At 59.6% G+C, this 24,291-nt stretch carries 26 protein-coding genes and 1 tRNA gene; 16 read left to right on the top strand and 11 right to left on the bottom strand.

The window, feature by feature from the left end; genetic code table 11:
• Positions 1 to 13 precede the first annotated feature (13 nt).
• From F3H58_RS03005 to F3H58_RS02980, 6 genes are all read left to right on the top strand, one after another.
• The gene (locus tag F3H58_RS03005) at positions 14 to 736 is read left to right on the top strand and encodes an ABC transporter permease (protein ID WP_078051708.1); all 723 of its coding nucleotides are present in this window, start codon (positions 14 to 16) and stop codon (positions 734 to 736) included.
• Positions 737 to 748: 12 nt separating this feature from the next.
• Positions 749 to 1,438 (top strand): ABC transporter permease, encoded by a 690-nt coding sequence (locus F3H58_RS03000; RefSeq protein WP_149741152.1) that lies wholly within the window; start codon positions 749 to 751, stop codon positions 1,436 to 1,438.
• Between the two features lie 19 nt (positions 1,439 to 1,457).
• Positions 1,458 to 2,369, top strand: coding sequence for a homocysteine S-methyltransferase family protein (locus F3H58_RS02995; protein WP_149741151.1), 912 nt, complete (start codon positions 1,458 to 1,460; stop codon positions 2,367 to 2,369).
• A gap of 44 nt (positions 2,370 to 2,413) precedes the next feature.
• A complete protein-coding gene (locus F3H58_RS02990; protein WP_149741150.1) occupies positions 2,414 to 2,617 on the top strand; it encodes a hypothetical protein in 204 nt (67 codons plus the stop codon).
• 319 nt (positions 2,618 to 2,936) lie between these two features.
• The gene (locus tag F3H58_RS02985; RefSeq protein WP_149741149.1) at positions 2,937 to 4,886 is read left to right on the top strand and encodes a methyl-accepting chemotaxis protein; all 1,950 of its coding nucleotides are present in this window, start codon (positions 2,937 to 2,939) and stop codon (positions 4,884 to 4,886) included.
• 472 nt (positions 4,887 to 5,358) lie between these two features.
• Positions 5,359 to 5,709 (top strand): hypothetical protein, encoded by a 351-nt coding sequence (locus tag F3H58_RS02980; protein ID WP_286168991.1) that lies wholly within the window; start codon positions 5,359 to 5,361, stop codon positions 5,707 to 5,709.
• Between the two features lie 117 nt (positions 5,710 to 5,826).
• Here F3H58_RS02980 and F3H58_RS02975 read toward each other — a convergent pair whose 3' ends face one another.
• Together F3H58_RS02975 and F3H58_RS02970 are read right to left on the bottom strand one after the other, a co-directional pair.
• Positions 5,827 to 5,967 carry a hypothetical protein gene (locus F3H58_RS02975; protein WP_149741148.1) on the bottom strand — a complete coding sequence of 47 codons (141 nt, stop codon included), beginning with the start codon at positions 5,965 to 5,967 and terminating at the stop codon, positions 5,827 to 5,829.
• A 212-nt stretch (positions 5,968 to 6,179) separates the two neighbouring features.
• Positions 6,180 to 6,256, bottom strand: a tRNA-Arg gene (locus F3H58_RS02970).
• 520 nt (positions 6,257 to 6,776) lie between these two features.
• Between F3H58_RS02970 and F3H58_RS02965 the strand changes: the two genes are divergently transcribed.
• Both F3H58_RS02965 and F3H58_RS02960 read left to right on the top strand, forming a co-directional pair.
• Entirely contained in the window at positions 6,777 to 7,283 is a 507-nt protein-coding gene (locus tag F3H58_RS02965; RefSeq protein WP_003520548.1) for a MarR family winged helix-turn-helix transcriptional regulator, read from the top strand.
• A gap of 258 nt (positions 7,284 to 7,541) precedes the next feature.
• Positions 7,542 to 7,805: a hypothetical protein gene (locus tag F3H58_RS02960; RefSeq protein WP_149741147.1), complete on the top strand. Its 264-nt coding sequence runs from the start codon at positions 7,542 to 7,544 to the stop codon at positions 7,803 to 7,805.
• A 54-nt stretch (positions 7,806 to 7,859) separates the two neighbouring features.
• Here the strand turns inward: F3H58_RS02960 and F3H58_RS02955 are convergent, their stop codons facing one another.
• Together F3H58_RS02955 and F3H58_RS02950 are read right to left on the bottom strand one after the other, a co-directional pair.
• Positions 7,860 to 8,336: a hypothetical protein gene (locus tag F3H58_RS02955; protein WP_065655069.1), complete on the bottom strand. Its 477-nt coding sequence runs from the start codon at positions 8,334 to 8,336 to the stop codon at positions 7,860 to 7,862.
• Positions 8,337 to 8,407: 71 nt separating this feature from the next.
• Positions 8,408 to 9,412 (bottom strand): LysR family transcriptional regulator, encoded by a 1,005-nt coding sequence (locus F3H58_RS02950; protein WP_020808912.1) that lies wholly within the window; start codon positions 9,410 to 9,412, stop codon positions 8,408 to 8,410.
• A gap of 255 nt (positions 9,413 to 9,667) precedes the next feature.
• On the opposite strand from F3H58_RS02950, the gene chvE reads away from it, so the two are divergent.
• The 4 genes from chvE to araD1 all read left to right on the top strand — a co-directional run bounded on the left by chvE (position 9,668) and on the right by araD1 (position 14,669).
• A complete protein-coding gene (gene chvE, locus F3H58_RS02940) occupies positions 9,668 to 10,732 on the top strand; it encodes a sugar ABC transporter substrate-binding protein ChvE (RefSeq protein ID WP_065655068.1) in 1,065 nt (354 codons plus the stop codon).
• Between the two features lie 90 nt (positions 10,733 to 10,822).
• A complete protein-coding gene (gene gguA / locus F3H58_RS02935; protein ID WP_149741146.1) occupies positions 10,823 to 12,361 on the top strand; it encodes a sugar ABC transporter ATP-binding protein GguA in 1,539 nt (512 codons plus the stop codon).
• Positions 12,358 to 13,554: a sugar ABC transporter permease GguB gene (gguB, locus tag F3H58_RS02930; protein ID WP_078051715.1), complete on the top strand. Its 1,197-nt coding sequence runs from the start codon at positions 12,358 to 12,360 to the stop codon at positions 13,552 to 13,554. The genes gguA and gguB overlap by 4 nt, the downstream gene beginning before the upstream one ends.
• Positions 13,555 to 13,673: 119 nt before the next feature.
• Positions 13,674 to 14,669 (top strand): 2-keto-3-deoxy-L-arabinonate dehydratase AraD1, encoded by a 996-nt coding sequence (gene araD1 / locus F3H58_RS02925; protein ID WP_149741145.1) that lies wholly within the window; start codon positions 13,674 to 13,676, stop codon positions 14,667 to 14,669.
• A 188-nt stretch (positions 14,670 to 14,857) separates the two neighbouring features.
• Here the strand turns inward: araD1 and F3H58_RS02920 are convergent, their stop codons facing one another.
• From F3H58_RS02920 to F3H58_RS02890, 7 genes are all read right to left on the bottom strand, one after another.
• Complete coding sequence (locus F3H58_RS02920) at positions 14,858 to 15,511, bottom strand: histidine phosphatase family protein (protein ID WP_149741144.1); 654 nt, start codon at positions 15,509 to 15,511, stop codon at positions 14,858 to 14,860.
• A 23-nt stretch (positions 15,512 to 15,534) separates the two neighbouring features.
• Entirely contained in the window at positions 15,535 to 15,945 is a 411-nt protein-coding gene (locus tag F3H58_RS02915) for a VOC family protein (RefSeq protein WP_149741143.1), read from the bottom strand.
• A 50-nt stretch (positions 15,946 to 15,995) separates the two neighbouring features.
• Complete coding sequence (locus tag F3H58_RS02910; protein ID WP_149741142.1) at positions 15,996 to 16,460, bottom strand: GNAT family N-acetyltransferase; 465 nt, start codon at positions 16,458 to 16,460, stop codon at positions 15,996 to 15,998.
• A gap of 117 nt (positions 16,461 to 16,577) precedes the next feature.
• Entirely contained in the window at positions 16,578 to 17,174 is a 597-nt protein-coding gene (locus F3H58_RS02905; RefSeq protein ID WP_149741141.1) for a class I SAM-dependent methyltransferase, read from the bottom strand.
• Between the two features lie 4 nt (positions 17,175 to 17,178).
• Positions 17,179 to 18,000 (bottom strand): transglutaminase family protein, encoded by an 822-nt coding sequence (locus tag F3H58_RS02900; protein WP_149741140.1) that lies wholly within the window; start codon positions 17,998 to 18,000, stop codon positions 17,179 to 17,181.
• A gap of 21 nt (positions 18,001 to 18,021) precedes the next feature.
• Complete coding sequence (locus tag F3H58_RS02895) at positions 18,022 to 18,963, bottom strand: alpha-E domain-containing protein (protein WP_149741139.1); 942 nt, start codon at positions 18,961 to 18,963, stop codon at positions 18,022 to 18,024.
• 3 nt (positions 18,964 to 18,966) lie between these two features.
• A complete protein-coding gene (locus tag F3H58_RS02890; RefSeq protein WP_188128742.1) occupies positions 18,967 to 20,376 on the bottom strand; it encodes a circularly permuted type 2 ATP-grasp protein in 1,410 nt (469 codons plus the stop codon).
• A 443-nt stretch (positions 20,377 to 20,819) separates the two neighbouring features.
• Here F3H58_RS02890 and F3H58_RS02885 point away from each other — a divergent pair, with 443 nt between their 5' ends.
• From F3H58_RS02885 to F3H58_RS02870, 4 genes are all read left to right on the top strand, one after another.
• Positions 20,820 to 21,716 carry a DMT family transporter gene (locus F3H58_RS02885; protein ID WP_149741138.1) on the top strand — a complete coding sequence of 299 codons (897 nt, stop codon included), beginning with the start codon at positions 20,820 to 20,822 and terminating at the stop codon, positions 21,714 to 21,716.
• Positions 21,717 to 21,896: 180 nt separating this feature from the next.
• Positions 21,897 to 22,514, top strand: coding sequence for a L,D-transpeptidase (locus F3H58_RS02880; RefSeq protein ID WP_149741137.1), 618 nt, complete (start codon positions 21,897 to 21,899; stop codon positions 22,512 to 22,514).
• A gap of 241 nt (positions 22,515 to 22,755) precedes the next feature.
• Entirely contained in the window at positions 22,756 to 23,145 is a 390-nt protein-coding gene (locus F3H58_RS02875; RefSeq protein ID WP_003520528.1) for a DoxX family protein, read from the top strand.
• Between the two features lie 164 nt (positions 23,146 to 23,309).
• Complete coding sequence (locus F3H58_RS02870) at positions 23,310 to 24,218, top strand: DMT family transporter (RefSeq protein ID WP_149741136.1); 909 nt, start codon at positions 23,310 to 23,312, stop codon at positions 24,216 to 24,218.
• Positions 24,219 to 24,291: the final 73 nt, after the last annotated feature.

Raw genomic sequence — 24,291 nt, 5'->3', positions numbered from 1 at the left:
ATCGGTCACGCATATGGCAAGCCTTGAAACCACGTTGCAACTTCTGTCTCCCTATCCTCCGGGATGGGGCGGCACCCTGTTGAAGGGTGCGGCGTCGACGCTTGCCATTTCCGCCGGCGCCTATCTGATCGGCCTTGCCATCGGCATGGCCGGGGCGCTCGGCAAGCTTTCGGGCAACAGGCCGCTTGGCCTGCTGCTCAACCTCTATACCACCGCGATCCGCGCCGTTCCCGAGCTGATCCTCATCGTCGGGCTTTATTATGCCGGTACGGACGGCCTCAACCGGCTGCTGCTGCTCGCCGGCATGCCGCCGCTGGAGGTGAACGGTTTCGTTGCCGCCGTTGCGGTTCTGGGTTTCGTGCAGGGGGCCTATATGACCGAGGTGCTGCGCGGTGCGATCCTTGCCATTCCGAGCGGCCAGATCGAGGCGGCGCGCGCCTTCGGCATGTCGCCGGCCTTACGTTTCCGCCGGGTGGTCTTGCCGGCGCTTTTGCCGAACGCCTTGCCGGGGCTCGGCAATCTCTGGCTTGCGGTGACCAAGGATAGCGCTCTGGTGGCGGTCGTCGGTTATCAGGAACTGGCGCTCGCGACGCGTCTCGCCGGGGCCAGCACCAAGCAATATTTCCTGTTCTTCCTTGCCGCCGCCCTGCTTTACCTTGCCATCACGCTCGTTTCGAACCTCGTTTTTTCGCTGATCGAGCGCCGCGTGCGGCGCGGCCAGCCGGCGCTGGCCTGAGGAGGGAACGGCATGGATTTCTCATGGGTCGCGAAATATTGGCCGCTGCTTCTTTCGGGTGCATGGCAGACCGTGGCGCTGCTCGCCATCTCCGTCAGCATCGGGTTTCTTCTGGCCATCGGGCTTGCCTTTGCGCAGGTGAGCGGCGGGCGGATGACGAAAATCCTGGCGCGGGCCTATTGCACCTTCTTCCGGGGCACGCCGCTGCTCATCCAGCTCTGGCTGCTTTATTACGGCGTCGGCTCGCTTCTGCCGATGATCCCCGGCCTGCGCCAGAGCTTCATGTGGCCGGTGCTGCGCGAAGGGTTCTTCTTTGCGGCCGTCAGCTTCACGCTGAATTATGCGGCCTATGAGGCGGAAGTTCTGCGCGGCGCGCTGCTGGCGGTGCCGAAAGGCGAGCTGGAGGCGGGCAGGGCTTTCGGCATGGGCGGTTTCACCCTTATTCGCCGCATCTGGCTGCCGCGCGCCATCCGCATCGCGCTGCCGACCATTGCCGGTGAGGTGGTGATGCAGCTGAAGGCCACGCCGCTTGCTTTCACCGTGACGGTGATGGACCTCTACGCCGTCGCCTACAAGGTGCGGCAGGATACGCTTCTGGTCTATGAGCCGCTGATCGTCGTCACCGTCTTCTATCTCATTCTCACCGCCATCATCGCCCGCTGTTTCGGCCTTGTCGAACAGCAGGTGCCGGTCAGGCGATAAACACTCAGGGAGTATGACCATGAGCACAATCCGTATCCTCGACGGCGGCATGAGCCGCGAATTGCAGCGGCTCGGGGCCGAGCTGAAACAGCCGGAATGGTCGGCGCTGGCGCTTATCGACGCGCCCGATATCGTGCGGCAGGTGCATGCGGAATTCATCGAAGCCGGCGCCGATGTCGTCACCACCAATTCTTATGCGCTCGTCCCCTTCCACATCGGCGAAGAGCGTTTCCAGACGGATGGCGCATCGCTGATCGCTCTTTCCGGCAGGCTGGCGCGCGAAGCGGCGGATGCTTCCGGCCGCAGGGTGCTGGTGGCGGGTTCGCTGCCGCCGATTTTCGGTTCCTATGAGCCGCAGAATTTCGATGCCACGCGGGTGCAGGCTTATTTGAAGGTGCTGGTCGACAATCTCGCGCCTCATGTCGATGTCTGGCTCGGTGAGACGCTCAGCCTGATCGCCGAGGGTGAGGCGGTGCGCGAGGCCGTTGCCGCAACCGGCAAACCGTTCTGGATTTCCTTCACGCTCAACGACGATGCGGCTGCGGCCGGCGGCGAGCCCGCGCTTCGCTCCGGTGAAACGGTCAGGGCGGCCGCCGAATGGGCAGCGCAATCGGGTGCCGCCGCGCTTCTGTTCAATTGCAGCAAGCCGGAAGTCATGAAGGCCGCCGTCGAGACGGCCGCCGCCGTCTTCGCGGAAAAGGCTGTTTCGCTGGAAATCGGCGTCTACGCCAATGCCTTCGAAGGCGAGCAGGGCGATTCCGCCGCCAATGAAGGGCTGCATGGCACGCGCGCGGATCTGACCGGCGATGTCTATTCCCGTTTTGCCTGCTCCTGGGCGGATGCGGGCGCGACCATGATCGGCGGCTGCTGCGGCATTGGTGCGGCGCATATCCACACGGTTGCGACAGCGCTGCGGCGCGCGGCGGCCTGAACGCCCGGCGTCACTTTTGACGCCACGTTCTGCCGGCGCTTCGGATGTTTTCCGGCAGCGTTGCGGAATACGCCATCTGGATTTTTAATCTTGCCGGGACGCTGGCGCGCAAGGGCCAGCATTGCCGCCATCGTTCAGCGATGGGCGGCCACGCGAAGGGCGCGGCCCTTTGCGCCGGGCGGTTGACGACCGGTCTGCGGGGGCAAAAAAACCGGCGCTTTGCCCGCCGTGGCGTGAAGAAATTGTAAAGTTTTTGACTATAATCATTTTACTGGAAAATAACCGGGAGCGACGGCTGAAAATTCGCTCGCTTCCGCTTTTTTTCAGGGAATTCGGCCTGGCGTTTCCGTCTGCTGGCGGGTCACCGCGCCAACCGTGGTGAGCGGCCTCGCCGTATTGGAAGGGACAGGCGGTTTTCTGCGGCGCATGCATGATGCAGATGCGGCCAGAGCCTATGATGCGGCTAGTGAAGTCTCGATGATCGGGGCGTTCGACGTGCAATGTCAGTCTTGCCGAACACCTCCGGCACGGGGAAGGAGCGGTTTTTTCAATGACGTGAGGCTTTCCGTGTCGTTTCTTCAAAACGCCAGTATCCGCACCAAAATCCTGTCGCTCATTCTGCCGCTCTGCATCGTCGGCCTTGGCGCCGCCGCCTTCATGTCCACCCGCTACAAGGAAGCGGACACGGCCTACTCGCTCTTTATCGCCAACGACAACGCAGCTCTGGTGGAGCTTGCGCGTGCCAACCGAAATCTGATTGCCTTGGCCTATGGCGCCTATCAGGTCATGGCGTATGACGGGAACGGGCTGGAGATAAAGGCCGCCAAGCAGGCCTACAGTGACAGCAAGGGCGCGCTCCTCCAGCGTCTCAATAATGTGAAAACTGTTTTTCCCGAAGAGTCCGCCGCCATGGAAGCCTTCATCGCTCAGTCGCAGGCCATAACCGCCATGACGGATAAGGCTGTCGAACTTGGTATGGCAAACCGTAATGACGAATCCGCTGCCCAGTTGCTCAAGGCGGACGCCTCCATTCACGCGACCTCGGTTGCCATGACGGCGCTGCTGGACAAGCTTGCCGAGGGCGTCGTCCAGGGAAGCGACGAACTGACGGACCAGACCAATTCGACCATCTTCACCTCGCTGGTGGTTGTCGGCATCGCATTTGCGGTCGGCATCATTCTGGCGCTGTTCGTGGCGTCCCGCGGCATCACAACCCCGATCGCCCGCCTGCGCGAGCGCATGGTGTCGCTTGCCGGCGGAGAGACGGCGACGGAAATCGACGGCATGACGCGCCGCGACGAAGTGGGTCAGATGGCGAAGGCCGTGCAGGTCTTCCGTGAAAACGCCATCGAGCGCATTCGTCTCGAGCAGGAAACCGAAGCCAATCGCAGCCTCTCGGAGAAAGACCGGATGGAGCGCGAGCAGCAGAAGGCAAGAGAAGCGGCCGACGTCAAGTTCGCCGTCGACAATCTCGCAGCCGGTCTCGCCAAGCTTTCGGAAGGCGATGTTTCCTATCGCATCGGCCAGCCGTTCACCGCCACGCTCGACGCCGTTCGTAACGATTTCAACATGTCCGCCGAAAAGCTGCAGGCGGCCCTGACCAAGGTGGCCCAGAACGCCAGCGGCATCGGCGCGGGTGCGGACGAGATCAAATCTGCCGCCGACGATCTGGCCAAGCGCACCGAACAGCAGGCTGCGGCCGTGGAGGAAACCGCCGCCGCTCTGGAAGAAATCACCACGACAGTCAGGGATTCCACCAAGCGTGCGCAGGAGGCGGGCCTGATCGTCAGCCGTGCCAAGGCGGGCGCCGAACAATCCGGCGATGTGGTGCGCCGCGCCGTGGTCGCCATGGAGCAGATCGCCAAATCCGCCAATGAGATCAGCAACATCATTGGTGTGATCGACGAGATCGCCTTCCAGACAAACCTTCTGGCGCTGAATGCCGGCGTGGAAGCCGCGCGTGCGGGCGAGGCCGGCAAGGGTTTTGCCGTCGTCGCGCAGGAAGTGCGTGAGCTTGCCCAGCGCTCCGCCCATGCCGCCAAGGAGATCAAGGCGCTGATCAACGCCTCGAACGATCAGGTGCAGCAGGGCGTTCAGCTGGTGGGCGACACCGGCAAGGCGCTGGCGACCATCGTTTCGGAAGTGCAGGAAATCAACCGGCACGTCGTCTCCATCGTAGAGGCCGCGCAGGAACAGTCTTCCGGACTGCAGCAGATCAATACGGCGGTCAACCAGATGGATCAGGACACGCAGAAAAATGCGGCCATGGTGGAAGAAACCAACGCCGCAAGCCACAGCCTCGCCAAGGAAGTGGCGTCGCTCAACCAGCTGCTCTCCCAGTTCCGGCTCGCCGATGGCGCGTATCAGCCAAAGAGCCAGCCTGCGCCGGTCCGCAGCGCCGGTGGTAGCGACAAATATGTCGCCTCTCCCGTCCGTGCACTGGGCCGCAAGATCGCCTCGGCGTTTTCGGGCAATGCCGCCGTCGATACATCGAAGGGCGACTGGCAGGAGTTCTGAGCGGCGATCCGTTTCCAACATGCGTTTCGGCGGGGAGACATCCCCGCCGGCGTTCAACGGCAATGCGGCGCAATCGAGAGCCGTTCCGGTAAAATCGATGTCCATCGCGTGACCCCCGACATCTTCTCCCCGGGTCAATCATCCGCATCGACGCCATCGCCGGGAGGGGCATCAGCATCGGTTCACGCGAGAAAACATCCATCTGGTGAAATCCGAACTTTTTGCTGCCGGGCCTGAGCATATTCATGCTCGATTTACTTTGTTCGATGCATTGAACTTAATAAGTCGCGAGACTCGCGGAAAAGAGTGGTTTCTCGCGACGTCGTTTTGCGAAGGTGGGTTTTGGCGTTGATGCGCGCGCAGCGATCTTTCCGGAATCTTTCCGGCTGTTCAGGCGAAGATCAAAGCGGCCGTGGGGTTGAGGAACATGTTCAGTCGTTTTTGTTACACGTCATCATTCAGGCGGCACCTCTTGCCCATCGTCGCAGGGACGCTTCTGCTCGCCGGCAGGCTGGAGCCGGCATTGGCCATGGACATGGAATCGCGCGCCCTGTGGGGTGCATCGGCGATGGCAGAGGCCGATTATCATCGCAGCAATCCCTGCGCGCAGTGGAAGGTCGATGAACAGGCGGTCAAGAAAGTAATTGCCTGGAGTGGCCGAACGCTTGAGGAACTGCGCGCATCCGAGGATTATCGCGAGCAGCGCGACGCCATAAAGGGCGTGACCAAGCAGTATGGTATCGACATGGCCTGCGACGCGGGCGGCGCCAATTTCGCGGTCGGTGACCATGATTACGGCGTTCTGCGCCATGCGGGCTGGTAGGCCGCCGATCTTGATGTCTCACGGTGACGGCAGCAAACACGCATCTGTGCGGGCATCCGCAAACGATCTTGATGTCGGCCGACTGATCTGACGCGTCGAGGGCGGTTCGGCGGGCACTTACCCTCCGTTGGTTTCTTTTTCTTTCTTCGCTTGATCGTGATGCCACTTGATGGCGAAGTACATGCCCGTACCCAGCACGATAATCTTGAACGGAAGGAAGACTATAGGGAAGAAATCCACCCAATCCCAATCCATCATTTTAGTATTTCCAGTCTATTACTTGACGAAATCTGCCTGGCTAGCGCTATCTTAAAATGGTTGCTTCAACAACGTCATTTTAGGGATTCAGGCAGGGTCTTTTTGACGCAGCCTTCGCCGGTTCGCTTCACCCGAGGCTCTCGACGCTCATCCTCGACAGGCTTCCTGGGATTGTTTCAGGGGTCGTATGAAACGCTGAAGCCCCTGAGAAATGGCGCACCCGACAGGATTCGAACCTGTGACCTTTGGAATCGGAATCCAACACTCTATCCAGCTGAGCTACGGGTGCAGCGGTCACGCTTGAATCGCGTGCAGCGGTTGGTTCATACCCCAGCTTTGTTTTCGCATCAATGTCTAAAAATCAGAGATTTGCGAAACGTTGCCTGTTTTTGGGCGGGGTGGGGTGCGGGGCCTGTTTTGGGGTGGTCGCGGGTCTTTGCGCGGTGGTAGGGCGATGCGTCGTTTGACGTATTGTCTTTTTGCCGGAACAGGGTTTCCCTTATAAGTAGTATGTTATTGCCGGGGCGGGCCGCTGTTTTGCCGCTTTCACGAAGAGGCGGTCGGATGAGGGCAACACCTTTCAAATACGGCGCGGGACGCGATTTTATCCCCTCAAAATTGGCGGGTAAATAGTCATACTTTTTTCGTTGGCGGGGTGACCATACAGAGTCCGGATTTGCTTTTCCGGCGATTAACTGTCAAATTATTATACAATATTAGTATCATCTACATTTATTTGGGATACAGTTTCATGACGTTGTCGGTTATAATTTCGACAAGGTAAAGGAACGAATCAGGCGGGGGATCGGATGGCTTTGCGATTGGCACACAGCAACGGGCCGCGGACGGAAAAGGCCGAAAGCGGCAGCGCGGAAGCGGCGCATATCACGGCTATCGACTATGGGTTGCTGACGACTGCGATCAGCTATCATTTGCGGCACTCGCAACTTGCCGTGGCAAACGGTTTTGCCGATGTGCTGGCGGAGCAGGGATTGCGGCCGGCTGATTTTTCCGTACTCGTCATCGTCGGCGGCAATCCGGGTCTCAAGCAGAGCGATGTGGCCGAAGCGCTCGGCATACAGCGCGCCAATTTCGTCGCCATCGTCGATAGCATGGAAGAGAAGGGACTGCTCGTCCGCCGCAAATCGGAAGAGGACAGGCGCGTTCATTTCCTCGACATGACGGAGGAGGGCAGCAGCCTCCTCGACCGGCTTTCCAACACCTGGCGGGATCGTGAGGAAAAGCTGATCGACAGGATCGGCGGCAAGAAGGCCCGCGACCAGCTTCTGGCGCTGCTCGGACGCCTGCGCGACTGAGCTTCGACGACAGCGGGGCAATCCGGGCGCTGGCCGCCGCAGGGTGCGGCCTGTGACGCGGGTGTTCCGTCTTGCCATTGCCTTCGGCACCGGCGACGGTCTTCCTGCGCGGGTCTTTCACGCCAGCCTGATCGGCAGCGGGGCTGAATTGCGTTGCAATTTTCCTGTGAAACCGCCAAGACGCATAAGCATCTTCACGCCTTTGGACGTGGAACCGCAATCATGCGATCGACTGGAAAGGCCCGGGACGGGAATGCCATGCTGAATATCGATACGAGTCATCCGCTTTATCGTCCCCTATGGGTCCGGTTGCTCATCGTCGGCTTTTGCGCCGCGTGGGCCGTCATCGAATTCGTCAATCGCGAGTTTTTCTGGGGAACCATCGTTGCCGGCATCGGCGCTTATGCGGCCTATGAATTGCTGCTGAAGTTCAAACCCGCAAGCGATGCTGCCAAAAGCGGAAATGGTGCGGATGAGCCTGCCGCCGAAAGCGCGCCCACCGACAAGAACGATGTGGGCTGAAGCGCTTCCTGTCTTTCGTTTCATGTATTTTACGAGATAAGGCCGTCCGGCGCTTTACCGGAAATGCTCCCGCGCCCGCAGCATCCGTATCGCCTGGTCGATCAGGAGATTGGCCGCCGTCATGCGCAGCGTCGCATTGTGCCGGAACTGCGGTTTCACCCGGTCGGGATGATTGAGGCGGGCAAAGGCGCGGCGCTTTTCCGCAAGCGTTGCGGCCGTGTCGGTGTCGTGGATCGCCAGTTCCGCCGAAACATCGGCAAGCGACGTCTTTTCGAGATGGGCCGGCATCGGTTCCGGTTCGGGCTCCGGTTCGGGCGGTGGTGCGGGGTCGGCCAGGAAGGCGAGATAGGCATCGAGATTGCCGTTAGCGGGCGGCGGCGTTTCAATATGTGTATCGATAACGAAGCCCGAGCTGAAACCGGCAATGCGGTGGCCGGCAGGCGGTGGCGGCTCGGCGCCTTCCTCTTCCGTTTCTTTTTCGTGTTTCAGCCTGTCGACGACCGACTGGAAAACGGATTGTCCGAAGAGCATGCGGCTTTTCCCTCGCCGGTCTGACTATCCGGCCTTTATGGATCATGAAGGTGGTGTCTGGCTTGCCGCCGTCACGGGCCGGTCAGCTTGCGGCTTTCATCCAGAACCAGATCGTAGAGCAGGCGGGCGCTGGGCGGCAAAACACGGCCCTTGGTGGTGATGATGCTGTAAGGCTTTACGACGAGCTCGAAATCCGTCGGCAATATCCGGGTTCGGCCGATATCGGCCTGCTGGCCGGCAACGAATTCGGCCATGTCCTGCGCGATCGGGGCGATGGCGTCCGTGTTGCAGACAAGTGCAAGGGTGAGCACCACGGATGGCGTGTTGATGACGTTGCGCGGCATGGCGACGCCATGGGTGAGGAACACATCCTCCATGGTTCTGCGCAAAAGCGCGCCGGGCGGCTGGAAGACCCAGTCGTAACCGGAGAGATCCTGCAGCGTCACGGGCTCGCCGCGAAGCAGCGGGTGGCCTTCGCGCACCACAAGACAGGCGCGCTCTATGCCGATTTCATGGATGGAAAAGAGGCCGGGATCGAAATCGTCCGGTATCCGGCCGATGATGAAATCGTGCCGGGCCGCCAGCAGTTCGCGGGCCAGCACGTTGCTGCTTTCCACCTGCACGTTGATTTCGATGCCGGGATAAGTGTCCATAGCACGCCTTATGGCGGGGACCACGAGGCTGATCGCAGGTGCTGTGACGGCGCCGATATAGACCGAGCCGCCGCTACCGGATTTCATCTGGTTCAGCTCGCGGCTCGCCTCGCGCAGTTCCAGCAATATGGTGCGTGCCCGCCGCGCCAGCGCCTCGCCGAATTTCGTCAGCACCACGCCGCGCGAGGCCCGCTGACAAAGGGGTGATTTGACGATCGCCTCCATTTCCGAGAGCATGCGAGAGGCGGCCGGCTGCGTCATGTTCATGGCGGCGGCCGCCGCGCTGACCTGCCCGTGCTCCTCGATCATGACCAGCATGCGCAGGTGGCTCATCTTCAATCCGGCCCGCAGCAAAGGGTTGTCCTCAAAGACGAAAAGGGCATCCGTTGTTTGCGCCTGCTCATACACTTTTTGGTTGTTCATTCGTGGTTTTATACCCCTCATCGGTTTTTGTATCGATTTAATATATCATAATTGATATATGGAAACTGATTTATTCTATTTGACAGTTATATGGATTCAGAACAATTTGCGGAATGCCGGGGAGGAGCGGCAGCTGTTCCATTTCGCAATTGCGAAATCGGGGTGAGCGCAATGCGGCTTCTTCCTCTGACGGCATGAATTTCATGGTGCACCGCAGCATGCGGGCTCCAGAGAAGGGCTCAAGGGAGAGAGTTAATGAAGTCCATTATTTCGCTGATGGCGGCTTGTGCCATCGGTGCTGCTTCTTTCGCAGTGCCGGCTTTCGCACAGGACAAGGGTTCCGTTGGTATCGCCATGCCGACCAAGTCGTCCGCACGCTGGATCGACGACGGCAACAACATCGTGAAGCAGCTTCAGGAAGCCGGTTACACGACCGACCTGCAATATGCCGATGACGATATTCCGAACCAGCTTTCCCAGATCGAAAACATGGTCACCAAGGGCGTCAAGGTCCTCGTGATCGCATCGATCGACGGCACGACGCTGTCGGACGTGCTGAAGCAGGCCGGCGAGCAGGGCATCAAGGTCATCGCTTATGACCGCCTCATCCGTAACAGCGGCGACGTCAGCTACTACGCCACCTTCGACAACTTCCAGGTTGGCGTTCTGCAGGCGACTTCGATCGTCGACAAGCTCGGCCTGAAGGACGGCAAGGGTCCGTTCAACATCGAGCTCTTCGGCGGCTCCCCGGACGACAACAACGCCTTCTTCTTCTATGACGGCGCGATGTCGGTTCTCCAGCCTTACATCGACAGCGGCAAGCTCGTCGTGAAGTCCGGCCAGACCGGCATGGACAAGGTCGGTACGCTGCGTTGGGACCCGGCAACGGCCCAGGCCCGCATGGACAACCTGCTGTCCGCTTATTACACCGACGCCAAGGTTGACGCCGTTCTGTCGCCTTACGACGGTCTCTCCATCGGCATCATCTCCTCGCTGAAGGGCGTTGGTTATGGCACGAAGGACCAGCCGCTGCCGGTCGTTTCCGGTCAGGACGCTGAAGTTCCCTCGGTCAAGTCGATCATTGCCGGCGAACAGTACTCCACCATCTTCAAGGACACCCGCGAACTCGCCAAGGTGACCGTGAACATGGTCAACGCCGTGATGGAAGGCAAGGAGCCTGAGGTAAACGACACCAAGACCTATGAAAATGGCGTCAAGGTCGTTCCGTCCTACCTGCTGAAGCCTGTTGCAGTGACCAAGGAGAACTACAAGCAGGTTCTCGTCGATGGCGGTTACTACAAGGAAGACCAGCTGAAATAAGCTCGACACACATGCGGGGATGACTTGGCGTCATCCCCGTTTTTCCATAAAAATAAAAACGCCGGAATTAATCGGGCGCTGGATTGCGATATGGCCAATACCATTCTCGAAATGCGGAACATCACCAAGACGTTTCCGGGCGTGAAAGCGCTTGAGAACGTCAACCTCAAGGTTAAAGAGGGTGAGATCCACGCACTCGTCGGTGAGAACGGCGCGGGAAAGTCGACCTTGATGAAGGTCCTTTCCGGTGTTTACCCCGCCGGCACCTATGAGGGCGAAATCCACTATGAAGGCGCAGTGCGGAATTTTCGCGCCATCAACGACAGTGAAGATATTGGTATCATCATCATTCACCAGGAGCTGGCGCTCGTGCCGCTTCTGTCGATTGCGGAAAACATCTTCCTTGGCAACGAGGTCGCTTCGAACGGCGTCATCAGCTGGCAGCAGACCTTCAACCGTACCCGCGAACTTTTAAAGAAGGTGGGTCTGAAGGAATCGCCCGAGACGCTGATCACCGATATCGGTGTGGGCAAGCAGCAGCTGGTCGAAATCGCCAAGGCGCTGTCGAAGAGCGTGAAGCTGCTCATTCTCGATGAGCCGACGGCTTCGCTCAACGAGAGCGATTCCGAGGCGCTGCTCAATCTCCTGATGGAATTCCGCAATCAGGGCATGACCTCGATCATCATCACCCACAAGCTGAACGAAGTGCGCAAGGTGGCCGACCAGATCACCGTTTTGCGCGACGGCATGACGGTGAAGACGCTCGACTGTCACAAGGAAGAAATCAGCGAGGATGTCATCATCCGCAACATGGTGGGGCGCGATCTCGAAGACCGTTATCCGCCGCGCGATGTGCCGATCGGCGAGACCATTCTCGAAGTCAAGAACTGGAACGCCTATCACCAGCAGCATCGTGACCGCCAGGTTCTGCACGACATCAACATTACCGTGCGCAAGGGCGAAGTCGTCGGCATTGCCGGTCTGATGGGCGCGGGGCGCACCGAATTCGCGATGAGCGTGTTCGGCAAGTCCTATGGCCACAAGATCAGCGGCGAAGTGCTGATCGACGGCAAGCCCGTGGACGTCAGCACCGTGCGCAAGGCGATCGATGCCGGTCTTGCCTATGTCACGGAAGACCGCAAACATCTCGGTCTCGTGCTCAACGACAACATCCTGCACAATACCACGCTTGCCAATCTGGCCGGCGTGTCGAGTGCCAGCATCATCGACGACATCAAGGAAATGAAGGTGGCGAGCGATTTTCGCACGCGCCTGCGCATCCGCTCATCGGGTATCTTTCAGGAAACGGTCAATCTTTCGGGCGGCAACCAGCAGAAGGTCGTGCTCTCCAAGTGGCTGTTCTCCAATCCTGACGTGCTGATCCTCGATGAACCGACCCGCGGTATCGATGTCGGCGCGAAATATGAAATCTACACCATCATCAACCAGCTCGCTGCCGACGGCAAAGGCGTTCTGATGATCTCATCGGAAATGCCCGAACTGCTCGGCAATTGCGACCGCATCTACGTCATGAACGAAGGCCGCATCGTCGCTGAATTGCCGAAGGGAGAGGCGAGCCAGGAAAGCATCATGCGCGCTATCATGCGCTCAGGGGAGAAGAACTCATGAGTTCGGCAAACACCACAAACGAAGAAAGTAACGTCGTCTCGATCTCGTCCTATATTCGCGCCAATATTCGCGAATACGGTATGCTGATCGCACTCGTCGCCATCATGGTTTTCTTCCAGTTCTACACCGGCGGCATCCTGTTCCGCCCTGTGAACCTGACCAACCTCATCCTGCAGAACTCGTTCATCGTCATCATGGCGCTGGGCATGCTGCTCGTCATCGTGGCCGGGCATATCGACCTCTCGGTCGGCTCCATCGTCGCCTTTGTCGGCGCGATAGCGGCCATATTGACCGTGCAATGGGGCATGAACCCGTTCCTTGCGGCGCTGATTTGTCTCGTCATCGGCGGCATCATCGGTGCTGCACAGGGTTACTGGATCGCCTATCACCGCATCCCGTCGTTCATCGTGACGCTGGCGGGCATGCTGGTGTTCCGCGGCCTGACGCTGTTCGTGCTCGGCGGCAAGAACATCGGTCCGTTCCCGACCGATTTCCAGATCATCAGCACCGGCTTCCTGCCTGATATCGGTGGTATTGAAGGTCTCAACACCACCTCGATGATCCTGACGGTCTTGATTACCGTCGTGCTGTTCTATCTCGCATGGCGCCGTCGCGTCGTGAACGTGAAGCACGGTATCGATGTCGAGCCTTTCGGTTTTTTCATCGCCCAGAACCTTTTGATCTCGGCCGCGATCCTGTTCCTCGGCTACCAGCTTTCCACTTATCGCGGCCTGCCCAACGTGCTGATCGTGATGCTTGTTCTCGTTGCGCTCTACAGCTTCGTGACCCGCCGCACCACCATCGGCCGTCGCATCTACGCCATGGGCGGCAATGAAAAGGCGACCAAGCTTTCCGGTATCAATACCGAACGCCTGAGCTTCCTGACCTTCGTCAACATGGGCGTTCTGGCCGGTCTTGCCGGCATGATCATCGCGACACGCCTCAACTCGGCGACGCCGAAGGCGGGTGTGGGCTTCGAGCTTGACGTTATCGCGGCCTGCTTCATCGGTGGCGCTTCGGCATCCGGCGGCGTTGGCAAGATCACCGGTGCGGTCATCGGCGCCTTCATCATGGGCGTCATGAACAACGGCATGTCGATCGTCGGTCTCGGCATCGATTTCCAGCAGATGGTCAAGGGCCTCGTGCTGCTCGCCGCCGTGTTCTTCGACGTTTACAACAAGAACAAGGGCTGATCGGCTCACCCCTATCGCAGTCCAAAAAGTGGCCGGTTTCCGGCCACTTTCATAAGATGCAGGCCTTATGCGCCGCGTAGAAGAGATAAAGGCGCGTTGCGCCGGAGGAAGGAAATCCCGTGCTCATTTCACAGATCAAAGATGCCAGTGGCAAGATCACCGTAGCCGTTCGCGAAGAAGGCGGGCAGGCGCAGGCCGTCAAGGGTGCGGCGTCGGTTTATGCGCTTGCCATGGAAGCCGCCAATGGCGGCAAGAGCCTTGCCGATGTCATTTCCGCCCATGGTCTCGGCGATGCCGTCGATCTCGAAAAGGCCTATGCCGAAGGCCGTTTCCTGCCGCCGATCACCCATCCCGATCCGGCTCATCTGCATCTGACCGGCACAGGGCTTACTCACCTTGGCTCCGCCGCGACCCGCGACAGCATGCACAAGAAGACCACGGAAGCGGCGGAAGAAAGCCTGACGGACTCCATGAAGATGTTCCGCATGGGTCTCGAAAACGGCAAGCCCAAGGCCGGTGAAAAGGGCGTTCAGCCCGAGTGGTTCTACAAGGGCAACGGCCATGTGGCGGCAGCACCGGGTGCGGCGCTCACCTCTCCCTCCTTCGCGCTCGATGGCGGCGAAGAGCCTGAGATGGCCGGCATCTATGTGATCTCCGACAAGGGTGAAGCGGTTCGCATCGGCTTTGCCGTCTCAAACGAATTTTCCGATCACGTTACCGAGCGGATCAACTATCTCTATCTCGCCCATTCCAAGCTGCGTCCTGCAAGCTTCGGCCCGGAAATCCGCGTCGGTGCCCCGCCGTCGGATATTCGCGGCACATCGCGCATCCGTCGTGGCGACAAGGTCATCTTCGAAAAGCCGTTCGTTTCGGGCGAGGACAACATGTCCCACACCTTCGCGAACCTCGAATATCACCACTTCAAATACGGCCTGTTCCGCGCGCCCGGCGACGTCCATGTGCACATGTTCGGCACTGCGACGCTCTCCTTCGCAGAAGGCATCAAGCCGGAAGCGGGCGACGTCTTCGAGATCGAAGCCGCCGGCTTCGGCCTGCCGCTGAAGAACCCGCTGGCTGTGGATGCGGAAGAAGAGATCACCGTTCGCCAGATCTGATCTGGGGACTGCGCGTGAAAAATGGTCGGGGGCGGGTCATCCCTCCCTCGACGTCATCCTCGGGCTTGTCCGGAGAATCTGCGACCGATTGATTTTACGCGACGTGGATAGATCCTCGGGACAAGCCTGAGGATGACGCCAGATGATAGCTCTTTCATCCGATTATCCCTTTGTGCGTCGGGCAACTTTCAGGCGCTTGCCTCACCCGAACCCCCACAGTTTGCCTTCAGGTGGGAAACATCCGCCAAAGCAATAACGGATCGACTTTGCCAATAGTCATCTTGTCTTAGGTGAGTAATGCTTCCAGACCGCGCCGGAAAGCTGACATAGCCGGCGCTTTCTATTGGCATCTTGATCCATGCTGCGATGACGAAGGTAAGGGCAAAGCCATGGGTAACGATGATCTGTGTTGGGCATGGCCGCGAAATAATGGTGTTAACAGAGCGATACACTCTTTCCGCCACCTCACGTCTCGTTTCGGCATCGGCGATTCCGCCTCGGTGATCCATCCGATTGTGGTCCTGAGCGGGGATTTGGCGGGCGTCGAGCCATTCCTGTGGCATGCCGCCAGCCGAACCGTAGCTGATTTCTCGCAGGTCATTTGTTATTTCAAAAGGGCGCTTGAGATGTTCAGCAACGATTGCCGCAGTCTGGGAGGCCCGGAGAAGATCGGAACTGAAGATTTCGATTGATGCACTGCCAATCAAGGTCATAAGCTTGGCAGCTGTTGCTTCCGCATCTGCCACGCCTTTGGGTGTCAGCTGGGTGTCATACCAACCCCCCACCTTGTTTTCGACATGGTGGATGGACTGAGTGTGCGTGACGACAAAAATGTTCTTCATAGCGTTTCTTCCGGGTATTGGGCTTACCCGAACCCCCACAGTTTGCCTTCCCCAACCTCCACCGAATTACCAGCCGGATCGCGGATATAGACGGAATAGCTGTCATTCGGCCAACGGTGATAATGTTCGATGGGAATTCCGAGCGCTTCGAAGTGCGCCTTCCAGCCGTCCACCTCGGACTTGTCTCTGGCGTAAAAGCAGAAATGACCTTGCCCCACCGCGCCGTGGCGGGGGATCGGATTGTCGGGGTCGGCCCGGCGGGATTGCTCGGGGTCGAAGAGCAGCAGCATCTGCTGCCCGCACTTGAAGAAGATGAATTGCCCCGGCAGCCTGCGCACCACTTCCAGCCCAAAAACATCCCGGTAAAAGGCTTCGGCGGCGTCGAGATCGTCGGTGTAGAGCGCGGTTTCCATAATGGCGGTTGGCGGTTGCATGGTTCCTCCCGGCGGGTCAGGGGTTTCCGGCGGCGGATCGCGGCGGAAACCTATTTGTCTGTTGTGCAGGTCAGCACCGTCAGGTCGTGTTTGCCGACGCCACGTTCCAGAACGGTCCAGCCGCAGTTGACATAATAGGCTTCGAGACCCCGCTGGCAGCAGAGATAGCTGGTCTCGTGGCCAAGTTCGGCTGCCCTTTGCGTCGCGGCCTGCATCAAGGCTCGCGCCACGCCCGAGCGCCGGCGGTCTTCTTCCACCCACAGGGCTGCGACCCAGGGCAGATATTGCGGACGTTCTTCCAGATCGCAATGGATGAGGAATGCGGAGCCGACATAATCGCCGCCGTCATGGGCGACGAAGCCGGTGGGCAGCGTATGGGGGTTGGTCATGTCCTTCAGGTGATCGGCCACGTCGCCCACCTGAAGGCCGCTATCCTGCCACCATGCCGTCCAGACCCGTTCGGCGATGACGGGTCCATGCGACTGGCAGTCGCGATAGTCGGAAATGCTGTACAAAGCCGTCCCCCGGCCGGCTTTCCTCCCGCAGGCTGAAGCCGGATCATGCTTTCAAATCGATGCGGGGATTAAACCGGGTGGGACGGGGTTTCGCAACCGTCAAGTTGTCGCGCCGGATCAGGGTTTCGTTGCCGTCACATGCAGCCATGCGGTCGGGAGTTTGTCATAACCGCTGCCCTGCCTTGCCTCGATCTCCACCACCGCCCAGTCAAACTGTCTGTAAACGTCTTCCAGCCAGGGCTTCGAAGGATAATTATAATAACGGCCGAACATGTCGCGGCCTTCCGCTTCTCCTGCCTTGAAGCTGGCATAAAAAACGCCGCCCCGCTTCAGCGCGGTGTGGATGCGGCCGATAATGCCCGGCAGGGCAGGGCGAGGTACATGCAGCAGGCAGGCATTGGCCCAGACGCCGTCATATCGCGCACTCTCATCGATATCCTCGAACAGCAATGTCCGGACGGGAATGCCGAGCCTGGCTTGCGCCGCTTTGGCGATTTCAGGCGTTCCGTCGGTGGGGTGGACATCGTAACCGGCGGCCAGCATGAATTCGCTGTCCTGCCCGCCGCCGCACCCCAGCTCGAGAATGCTTGCACCCTCTCGCAGCCGCGCCAGGAATGTTTCCAGATGCGGGCGATCCGCCGCCTGCCCGCGCGAGGTATAGGCCGCGGCGTTACCCGTATAAAAGCCGATTGTGTCGTCGTCCCTGCCGGCCATCATCTCAACTCTGCGACTGGCTCTGGCCCTGCGATTGCTGCACGGTGACCGACACATTCAGCGTCTCACCGGCGGGGCCTATGCGCATGCCAGATATCGGCGCGCAATCGCGGTAGCAGAGGCCCGATGCGATGCGCACATAGCGGTCGTCGGGGCAGATATTGTTGGCGGCGTCGAAGCCCACCCAGCCGAGCCCCTGAAGATGCACTTCGGCCCAGGCGTGGGTGGCCGTCTGTTCCTCCACTTCTTCCATCATCAGATAACCGGAAACGTAACGGGCCGGCAGGCCCATCAGCCGGGCGGCGGAAATCAGGATATGGGCGTGGTCCTGGCACACACCCTTGCCCGCTTCCAGCGCTGTTTCCGCCGTGGTTTCGATATCGGTCGCGCCCGGCACATACTCCACCTTGCGGTGAATATTTTCCATGAGGTCATGCAGGCGGGCCAGCTCGCTGTCGCCGGCGCTCACCTTCACCAGTTCGCGCACGAGCTTTCCCGGTTTGGTGCGCGGCGTCTCGCGCAGGAAAAGCCACAGCGGCGCATTGCCGATGTGGTAACCGAACACGCCCGCCTTGTCCTCGGTGTTCACGGTGCCGCTCGCCACCACCTTCACCTGCTGCTGCGGACCTTCCGTTTCCACCAGCGCAACGCGGTTGCCGAAATGGTCGTCATAGGCCACTTCGACGGTGGCGCCATCGACCGAGACATCCCAGTTCTCCACCGTCTGGCCCGGGCCGGTCTGTGGCGTCAGGCGCAGCCGCTGCAACGCATAGGGCATCGGCTCGTCATAGACATATTCCGTCGTATGGGTGATTTTCAGACGCATAAGCTGTCCCCGTCCACGCGCTTATTGATAGAAGCGGTAGCCTTCCGTGATTTCCTGTCCCAATTGTCCGTTGCGGTTGACAAATCTCTCCAGAAATTCGTGCAAGCCTTCATCCATCACCCGGCTGATGGTGGTCGCGCGCAGGCTGTCGCGAATGCTCTCGGCCGTGTCGTGCGCCTTGTGCCTCTCGCTGTAATCCTCGGCGATGTAATTGAGGTTGCTGGCGATCTTTTCATAACAATAGGCCAGCGAGCGCGGCATGCGGCCATTGAGAATGAGGAAGTCGGCAATGTTGGAGGGCTTGTATTCCGCATCGTAGACCCAGCCATAAGAGCGGTGCGCCGAGACCGAACGCAGGATGGATTCCCACTGCGCATTGTCGAGCGACGACCCCACATGCGCGACCGCCGGCAGCAGCACGTAATATTTGACGTCGAGAATGCGGGCCGTGTTGTCGGCGCGCTCGATGAAGGTGCCGATGCGGGAGAAATTATAGAGATCGTTGCGCAGCATCGAGCCGTGGAAAGCGCCGCGCACCAGGCCGGCGCGGTGTTTGATGCCATCGATGATTTGCGGCATGTCCGCCGCCTTTATCCTGCGGTCGAGACTGGTCTTCAGCTCTATCCAGAATTCGTTGGTCGCTTCCCATGTCTCGCGCGTCAGCGCGGTGCGCACCATGCGGGCATTGTTGCGGCCCGCCTCGATGCAGGAGAGGACGCTCGACGGGTTGGCCTTGTCGCGCAGGAGATAATCGATCGCATCCGCCGTCGTTACCTTGTCATGCGTTTCGAGAAACGCCTCGTGGACTCCCGCACTTTGCAGCACGCCGTCCCAGTCTTCATCGCCGCTACCCGAGCGCGTCAGTGAAACGCGCAGACCCGCATCGATCAGCCGGGCGATGTTTTCAGCGCGCTCGATGTACCGGAACATCCAGTAGAGCCCGTTTGCCGTTCTGCCCAGCATGGCTTAGTCCTCCAGTACCCATGTATCCTTGGTGCCGCCGCCCTGGCTGGAATTGACCACCAGCGAGCCCTGCTTGAGCGCGACGCGGGTCAGGCCGCCGGGAATGATCTTCACCTTGTCCGACACCAGCACGTAAGGGCGCAGATCGACATGGCGCGGCGCAATGCCGTTCTTGACCATGATCGGCACGGTGGAAAGCGACAGCGTCGGCTGCGCGATATAGTTGGAGGGGCGGGCTTTGAGCTTTTCGGCAAAGAGCGCCCGTTCCTTTTTCGATGCGGTGGGACCGACCAGCATGCCGTAACCGCCCGAACCGTGAACTTCCTTGACGACGAGATCGGCGAGGTTGTCCAGCACGTATTTCAGGCTGTCCGGCTCCGAACAGCGCCAGGTCGGCACGTTTTCCAGAAGCGGCTTGCGGCCGGTATAGAACTCGACGATCTCGGGCATGTAGGAATAGATCGCCTTGTCGTCGGAAATGCCGGTGCCGGGGGCATTGGCGATGGTGATGTTGCCGGCGCGGTAGACATCCATGATGCCGGGCACGCCAAGCGCCGAATCCGGCCGGAAGGTCAACGGGTCGAGGAAGTCGTCATCGACGCGGCGGTAAAGCACGTCGATGGCCTCATAACCGCGGGTGGTGCGCATCTTGACCTTGCCGTCCATGACGCGCAGGTCGGAGCCTTCCACCAGCTCCACGCCCATCATGTCGGCGAGGAAGGAATGTTCGTAATAGGCGGAGTTATAGATGCCGGGCGTCAGCACCGCGACGCGCGGCTTGCCGGAACAGCCGGGCGGGGCGAGCGAAGCGAGCGACTGGCGCAGCAGATAGGGGTAATCCTCCACCCGCCGCACCCGGTTCTCATGGAAGAGTTCCGGGAACATCTGCATCATCGTCTCGCGGTTTTCCAGCATGTAGCTGACACCGGAGGGTGTGCGTGCATTGTCTTCCAGAACGTAGAACTGGTCTTCGCCGGTGCGGACGATGTCGGTGCCGACAATGTGGGTATAAACGCCGCCGGGCGGGGTGAAACCGATCATTTCCGGCAGGAAGGCTTCGTTTTTCTCGATGATTTCGCGGGGAATGCGGCCGGCGCGGATGATTTCCTGCTTGTGGTAGATATCGTCGAGGAAAGCATTGAGGGCGAGGACGCGCTGTTCGATGCCCTGGGCCAGTTTGCGCCACTCGCGGCCGGAGATGATGCGCGGGATGATATCGAAGGGGATCAGTTTTTCTGAACTGTCGGCATGGCCGTAGACTGCGAAAGTAATACCGGTTTTTCGAAAGATGTTTTCCGCGTCTTTTGATTTCTGGATCAGGTGCGCCCTGTCCTGTCGGCTGTACCACTCGTTATAGTTTTCATATGGGCTTCGCGGCGTGTTGTCCGCATTTATCATTTCGTCAAATGCCAACTTCGATGTCCCCTTTTTTGCCATATGAATACAACGCCAAATGCAATGCAAGAACTATGCGGACCTCCCTGCGAAGATTTTTCACCACTCTAGAGTTTTAAAAAAGAAGCGTTTTTTCGGTTTCAGCCTATAAATGCGGCATTGGCAAATTGGTTGCGCGGTGGCGAAGGCGGTAGTGGTATGATGGTGCTGTGCGCGCCGTGGGCGAATGCATAAATTTTGGTCGGTCGCTTTCGGTTGATGAATATCGGGCTTCGCATCAGAAAATCTGAAAGATGCGATCACGAAAACACCTTTGACCTTTTGTCGGGATGTGGATACCGCCTTGCTGAACACCCGGTTCGATCATTCGCCGGTTTGCGTGAAGCCGCAGAAATATCAATTCGCCGCCTTTCCCGCACCGTGTCCGGTTACGGGCATCGTGCGGCACAGGGGATGTTCCCATGTCGCTCGACCGTCTGGCTCCGGCCATCTTCGTTTTTCTCTGGTCGACCGGCTGGGTCACCGCCAAATATGCGGTCTATTATACCGGACCGCTGACCTTTCTCTGTCTGCGCTATCTGCTGGCGGGGGCGCTGCTGTGGGCGATCTGCCGCTTTTCCTCTATCCAGTGGCCTGAGCGGCGTGTCGATCTCTTCCGGGCGATCCTGTCCGGCGTCTTCCTGCACGGTCTTTATCTCGGCATGATCTGGTGGGCGATAGGGCAGGGCGTGCCGGCGGCGATCGGCGGCATCATCGCCGGTCTGCAGCCGCTGATGACGGCGGTGGCCGCCCGCTACATGATCGGCGAAAGGATCTCGCCCTTGCAGCGCGCCGGCCTGCTCATCGGCTTTGCCGGCATCGCCATTGCCGTGCTGCCGAAGGTCATGGCCACCGGTGCTGTCGGCCTGTCGGTGCCGCTCTACGCCGTGGCGGTGAATGTGCTGGGCATGACGTCGGTTACCTATGGCACGCTCTACCAGAAGAAATATGTCCATGGCGGAAACATCATGGCGGTGGCCACGCTGCAATATGTTGGTGCGCTGTTAGTCACCGTGCCCTTCGCGCTTCTGCTGGAGGATGGGCATGTGGACTGGAGCCTCGGCCTTGCCGCCACGCTTGCCTGGTCGGTGGGTGCGATCTCCATCGGCGCCGTGGCGCTGCTTCTTTATCTCATCCGACGCGGGCAGGTCTCGCGGGCCGCCTCGCTGATCTATCTCGTGCCGCCGCTTGCGGCCGTGGAAGCGGCACTGCTTTTCGGCGAAACGCTGACGCCCGCCATGATTGCCGGCACCGTTCTGGCGGTGACGGGGGTTTATCTCGCCAATCGCAAACCTGCCGCAGCGGTTGTCGCACGTTAGAGCCTTTTCGCTTTTCTTCGAGCAGCGACAGCGCTCTAACTCTTTGTTTTGCTGCATTTCCGGACGGACAACCGGTCTCCACTTTTCCTGGAAATTCTCTAATTACCACAACCTCATATTAGGGCTTTGTTAACCATAAAATTATACCTCTCGTTAATCCAAAGATTTGGCGGGGGTTACATGTCTATTTCACGTCGTGGTGTTCTGTTCGGATTGCCGCTGTTTCTGGCCGGCTGCGCGAATACCGGCATCGGCCAGCAGAGGCTGAATTATGCGGCAAAGCCGGAGGAGAAATTCCCGCTTCCCGCCATGCATCTCGACAAGGTCAAGCCGGAACTGCGCCGGCAGGAAGTCACCTACGATACCAAGCACCCGGCCGGAACGGTCGTGGTGGATACGCCGGCGCGGCGGCTTTATTACGTTATGGGCGATGGTCGCGCCATGCGTTACGGCGTCGGTGTCGGCCGGCAGGGTCTTGCGCTGAAGGGCGATGCCTATATCGGCCGCAAGGCGGAATGGCCGTCCTGGACGCCAACCGCGAACATGATGCGCCGCGATCCGCGCAATCTGAAATTTGCCGGCGGCATGGCGGGCGGCCCGAACAATCCGCTCGGCGCACGCGCGCTCTATCTCTATCGCGGCGGCAACGACACCATGTTCCGTCTGCATGGCACCAACCAGCCGCAATCCATCGGCCACGCCATGTCGAGCGGCTGCATCCGCATGCTGAACCACGACATCATCGATCTTTACAGCCGCGTGCCGGTCGGTTCGAAGGTCGTCGTCTTGCAGGCGTGAGGAACAGGCGGATTTTTCCGCCTTTGCCACGCCAGAAAATGCCTGTATCCTTGAGTTGATTTTTTCGGCAGACGGTCAATTTTATGCTGGAAAATCAACCATGTGTAGAATGCCTCCCTTTCTGTATTTAAGGGAGTTCTGCTATATCGGAAACGTGATTTCCGGTGTTCGAGACGTGTATCCATAAAGGCGTAAATGCACTGTATCGAGCGCGGCACCACTTCAACGGGGACACATGAACATGGCAACTTTCGACTCTCTTTCCCGCTATCGCCCGCAGGCACTCGGGGCGCTGCGCATCATGACGGCGCTGCTTTTCATTTCGCATGGAACGCAGAAGCTGTTCGGTTTTCCGGCATCGCAGATGGATGGCTCCCTGCCGACGATGCTGCTGGTGGCGGCGCTTCTGGAACTCGTCGGCGGCATTCTCGTGCTGATCGGCCTGTTCACACGCCCGGTCGCCTTCATCCTGTCCGGCCAGATGGCGGTCGCCTATTTCATGGCGCATGCGCCGAGCAATTTCTTCCCGGCCCTGAACGGTGGCGATGCCGCCATCCTGTTCTGCTTCATCTTCCTCTATCTGTTCGTTGCCGGTCCGGGCGCCTTCTCGGTGGATGAGCGCCGGGCCTGATTGCCCGAGCCGTCATCGATCTCTTTTGCAGAAGCTCCGCATGGTCACGCCGTGCGGAGCTTCTTTTTTGAAAAGAGGATTGAAACTTCGGTCGTGACCGAAGCATAGATGCTTGTTTTCGGGTTAAGAACGGGCCATCCTGAACGCAGTTGGAAAATCGACCCGTGACCTCCCAGAACCCCATCGCCCGCGAATTGCTGCTTCTCGCCCTGTTGTCCACCCTGTGGGCCGCATCCTATACCTTCATCAAGATCGGTGTGGAGACGATACCGCCGATCACCTTCATCGCCTCGAGAACCCTGATCGCCGGTCTGCTGCTCTTTGCGGTGATCCGGTTGCGCGGGCTGCGCCTGCCCACGGATGTGGCGACGTGGCGGCTGTTCTTCATTCAGGCCTGCATCAACAGCGTTCTGCCCCTCACCTTGATCGCCTGGGCGGAACAGAGCATCGATGCCGGTCTTGCCGTCATTCTCAATGCGACGACGCCGATCTTCACCTTTCTTCTCACCGCACTCGTTATCCGCCATGAGCCGGTCAGCGGGCGCAAGCTGTTTGGCACCATTGCCGGCATGACGGGCGTGTGCCTCATCATCGGCGTCGAAGCGCTGAGCGGCGCGGGGGAGGCGATATGGAGCCAGCTCGCCGTGCTGACGGCGGCTTTTTCCTATGCCTGTGCGGCTATTTTCAGTAAAAATTTCAAGGGGCTCGATCCGATCATGCCGGCAGCGGGTTCGCTTATCTGCGGCGCTGTTTTCCTGTTGCCCGTGAGCCTGATCGTAGACCGGCCCTGGACGCTGTCGCCTTCGGCGGCCTCACTGACGGCGCTACTGTGCCTCAGCATCTTTTCGACCGCGCTCGCCTTCATGATCTATTTCCGGCTGATGCAGACGCTGGGCTCCGTCGGCACGACGTCGCAGGCCTATCTCAGGGTGCCGGTCGGCGTCGCCATCGGCATGGCGTTTCTGGGGGAAATGCCGACACCTGCCATGTGGGTGGGGCTCGTCTGCGTCATTGCCGGCGTGCTGGCCATGACCCTGCCGTCACGGCGTCGTGCGGTCGCACAGGGCGGGTGAGGGGAAAGCAAAGCCCCGCTGGCCGGCTGTGGCTGCGGGGCTTGATTATTGGCGAGCGCGTGCCGCTTGTTTC

Source organism: Rhizobium sp. NFACC06-2, from assembly GCF_900101425.1.
Lineage (GTDB): Bacteria > Pseudomonadota > Alphaproteobacteria > Rhizobiales > Rhizobiaceae > Agrobacterium > Agrobacterium leguminum.
This window is presented reverse-complemented; position numbering and strand designations above follow the sequence as displayed.

What these genes read in the sequence shown, in the direction of transcription:
- F3H58_RS03005 (WP_078051708.1), top strand. Translation starts at nt 14, where the DNA reads ATGGCAAGCCTTGAAACCACGTTGCAACTTCTGTCTCCCTATCCTCCG.
- F3H58_RS03000 (WP_149741152.1), top strand. Translation starts at nt 749, where the DNA reads ATGGATTTCTCATGGGTCGCGAAATATTGGCCGCTGCTTCTTTCGGGT.
- F3H58_RS02995 (WP_149741151.1), top strand. Translation starts at nt 1,458, where the DNA reads ATGAGCACAATCCGTATCCTCGACGGCGGCATGAGCCGCGAATTGCAG.
- F3H58_RS02990 (WP_149741150.1), top strand. Translation starts at nt 2,414, where the DNA reads ATGTTTTCCGGCAGCGTTGCGGAATACGCCATCTGGATTTTTAATCTT.
- F3H58_RS02975 (WP_149741148.1), bottom strand. Translation starts at nt 5,967, where the DNA reads ATGATGGATTGGGATTGGGTGGATTTCTTCCCTATAGTCTTCCTTCCG.
- F3H58_RS02965 (WP_003520548.1), top strand. Translation starts at nt 6,777, where the DNA reads ATGGCTTTGCGATTGGCACACAGCAACGGGCCGCGGACGGAAAAGGCC.
- F3H58_RS02960 (WP_149741147.1), top strand. Translation starts at nt 7,542, where the DNA reads ATGCTGAATATCGATACGAGTCATCCGCTTTATCGTCCCCTATGGGTC.
- F3H58_RS02955 (WP_065655069.1), bottom strand. Translation starts at nt 8,336, where the DNA reads ATGCTCTTCGGACAATCCGTTTTCCAGTCGGTCGTCGACAGGCTGAAA.
- F3H58_RS02950 (WP_020808912.1), bottom strand. Translation starts at nt 9,412, where the DNA reads ATGAACAACCAAAAAGTGTATGAGCAGGCGCAAACAACGGATGCCCTT.
- chvE (WP_065655068.1), top strand. Translation starts at nt 9,668, where the DNA reads ATGAAGTCCATTATTTCGCTGATGGCGGCTTGTGCCATCGGTGCTGCT.
- gguA (WP_149741146.1), top strand. Translation starts at nt 10,823, where the DNA reads ATGGCCAATACCATTCTCGAAATGCGGAACATCACCAAGACGTTTCCG.
- gguB (WP_078051715.1), top strand. Translation starts at nt 12,358, where the DNA reads ATGAGTTCGGCAAACACCACAAACGAAGAAAGTAACGTCGTCTCGATC.
- F3H58_RS02920 (WP_149741144.1), bottom strand. Translation starts at nt 15,511, where the DNA reads ATGAAGAACATTTTTGTCGTCACGCACACTCAGTCCATCCACCATGTC.
- F3H58_RS02915 (WP_149741143.1), bottom strand. Translation starts at nt 15,945, where the DNA reads ATGCAACCGCCAACCGCCATTATGGAAACCGCGCTCTACACCGACGAT.
- F3H58_RS02905 (WP_149741141.1), bottom strand. Translation starts at nt 17,174, where the DNA reads ATGGCCGGCAGGGACGACGACACAATCGGCTTTTATACGGGTAACGCC.
- F3H58_RS02900 (WP_149741140.1), bottom strand. Translation starts at nt 18,000, where the DNA reads ATGCGTCTGAAAATCACCCATACGACGGAATATGTCTATGACGAGCCG.
- F3H58_RS02895 (WP_149741139.1), bottom strand. Translation starts at nt 18,963, where the DNA reads ATGCTGGGCAGAACGGCAAACGGGCTCTACTGGATGTTCCGGTACATC.
- F3H58_RS02885 (WP_149741138.1), top strand. Translation starts at nt 20,820, where the DNA reads ATGTCGCTCGACCGTCTGGCTCCGGCCATCTTCGTTTTTCTCTGGTCG.
- F3H58_RS02880 (WP_149741137.1), top strand. Translation starts at nt 21,897, where the DNA reads ATGTCTATTTCACGTCGTGGTGTTCTGTTCGGATTGCCGCTGTTTCTG.
- F3H58_RS02875 (WP_003520528.1), top strand. Translation starts at nt 22,756, where the DNA reads ATGGCAACTTTCGACTCTCTTTCCCGCTATCGCCCGCAGGCACTCGGG.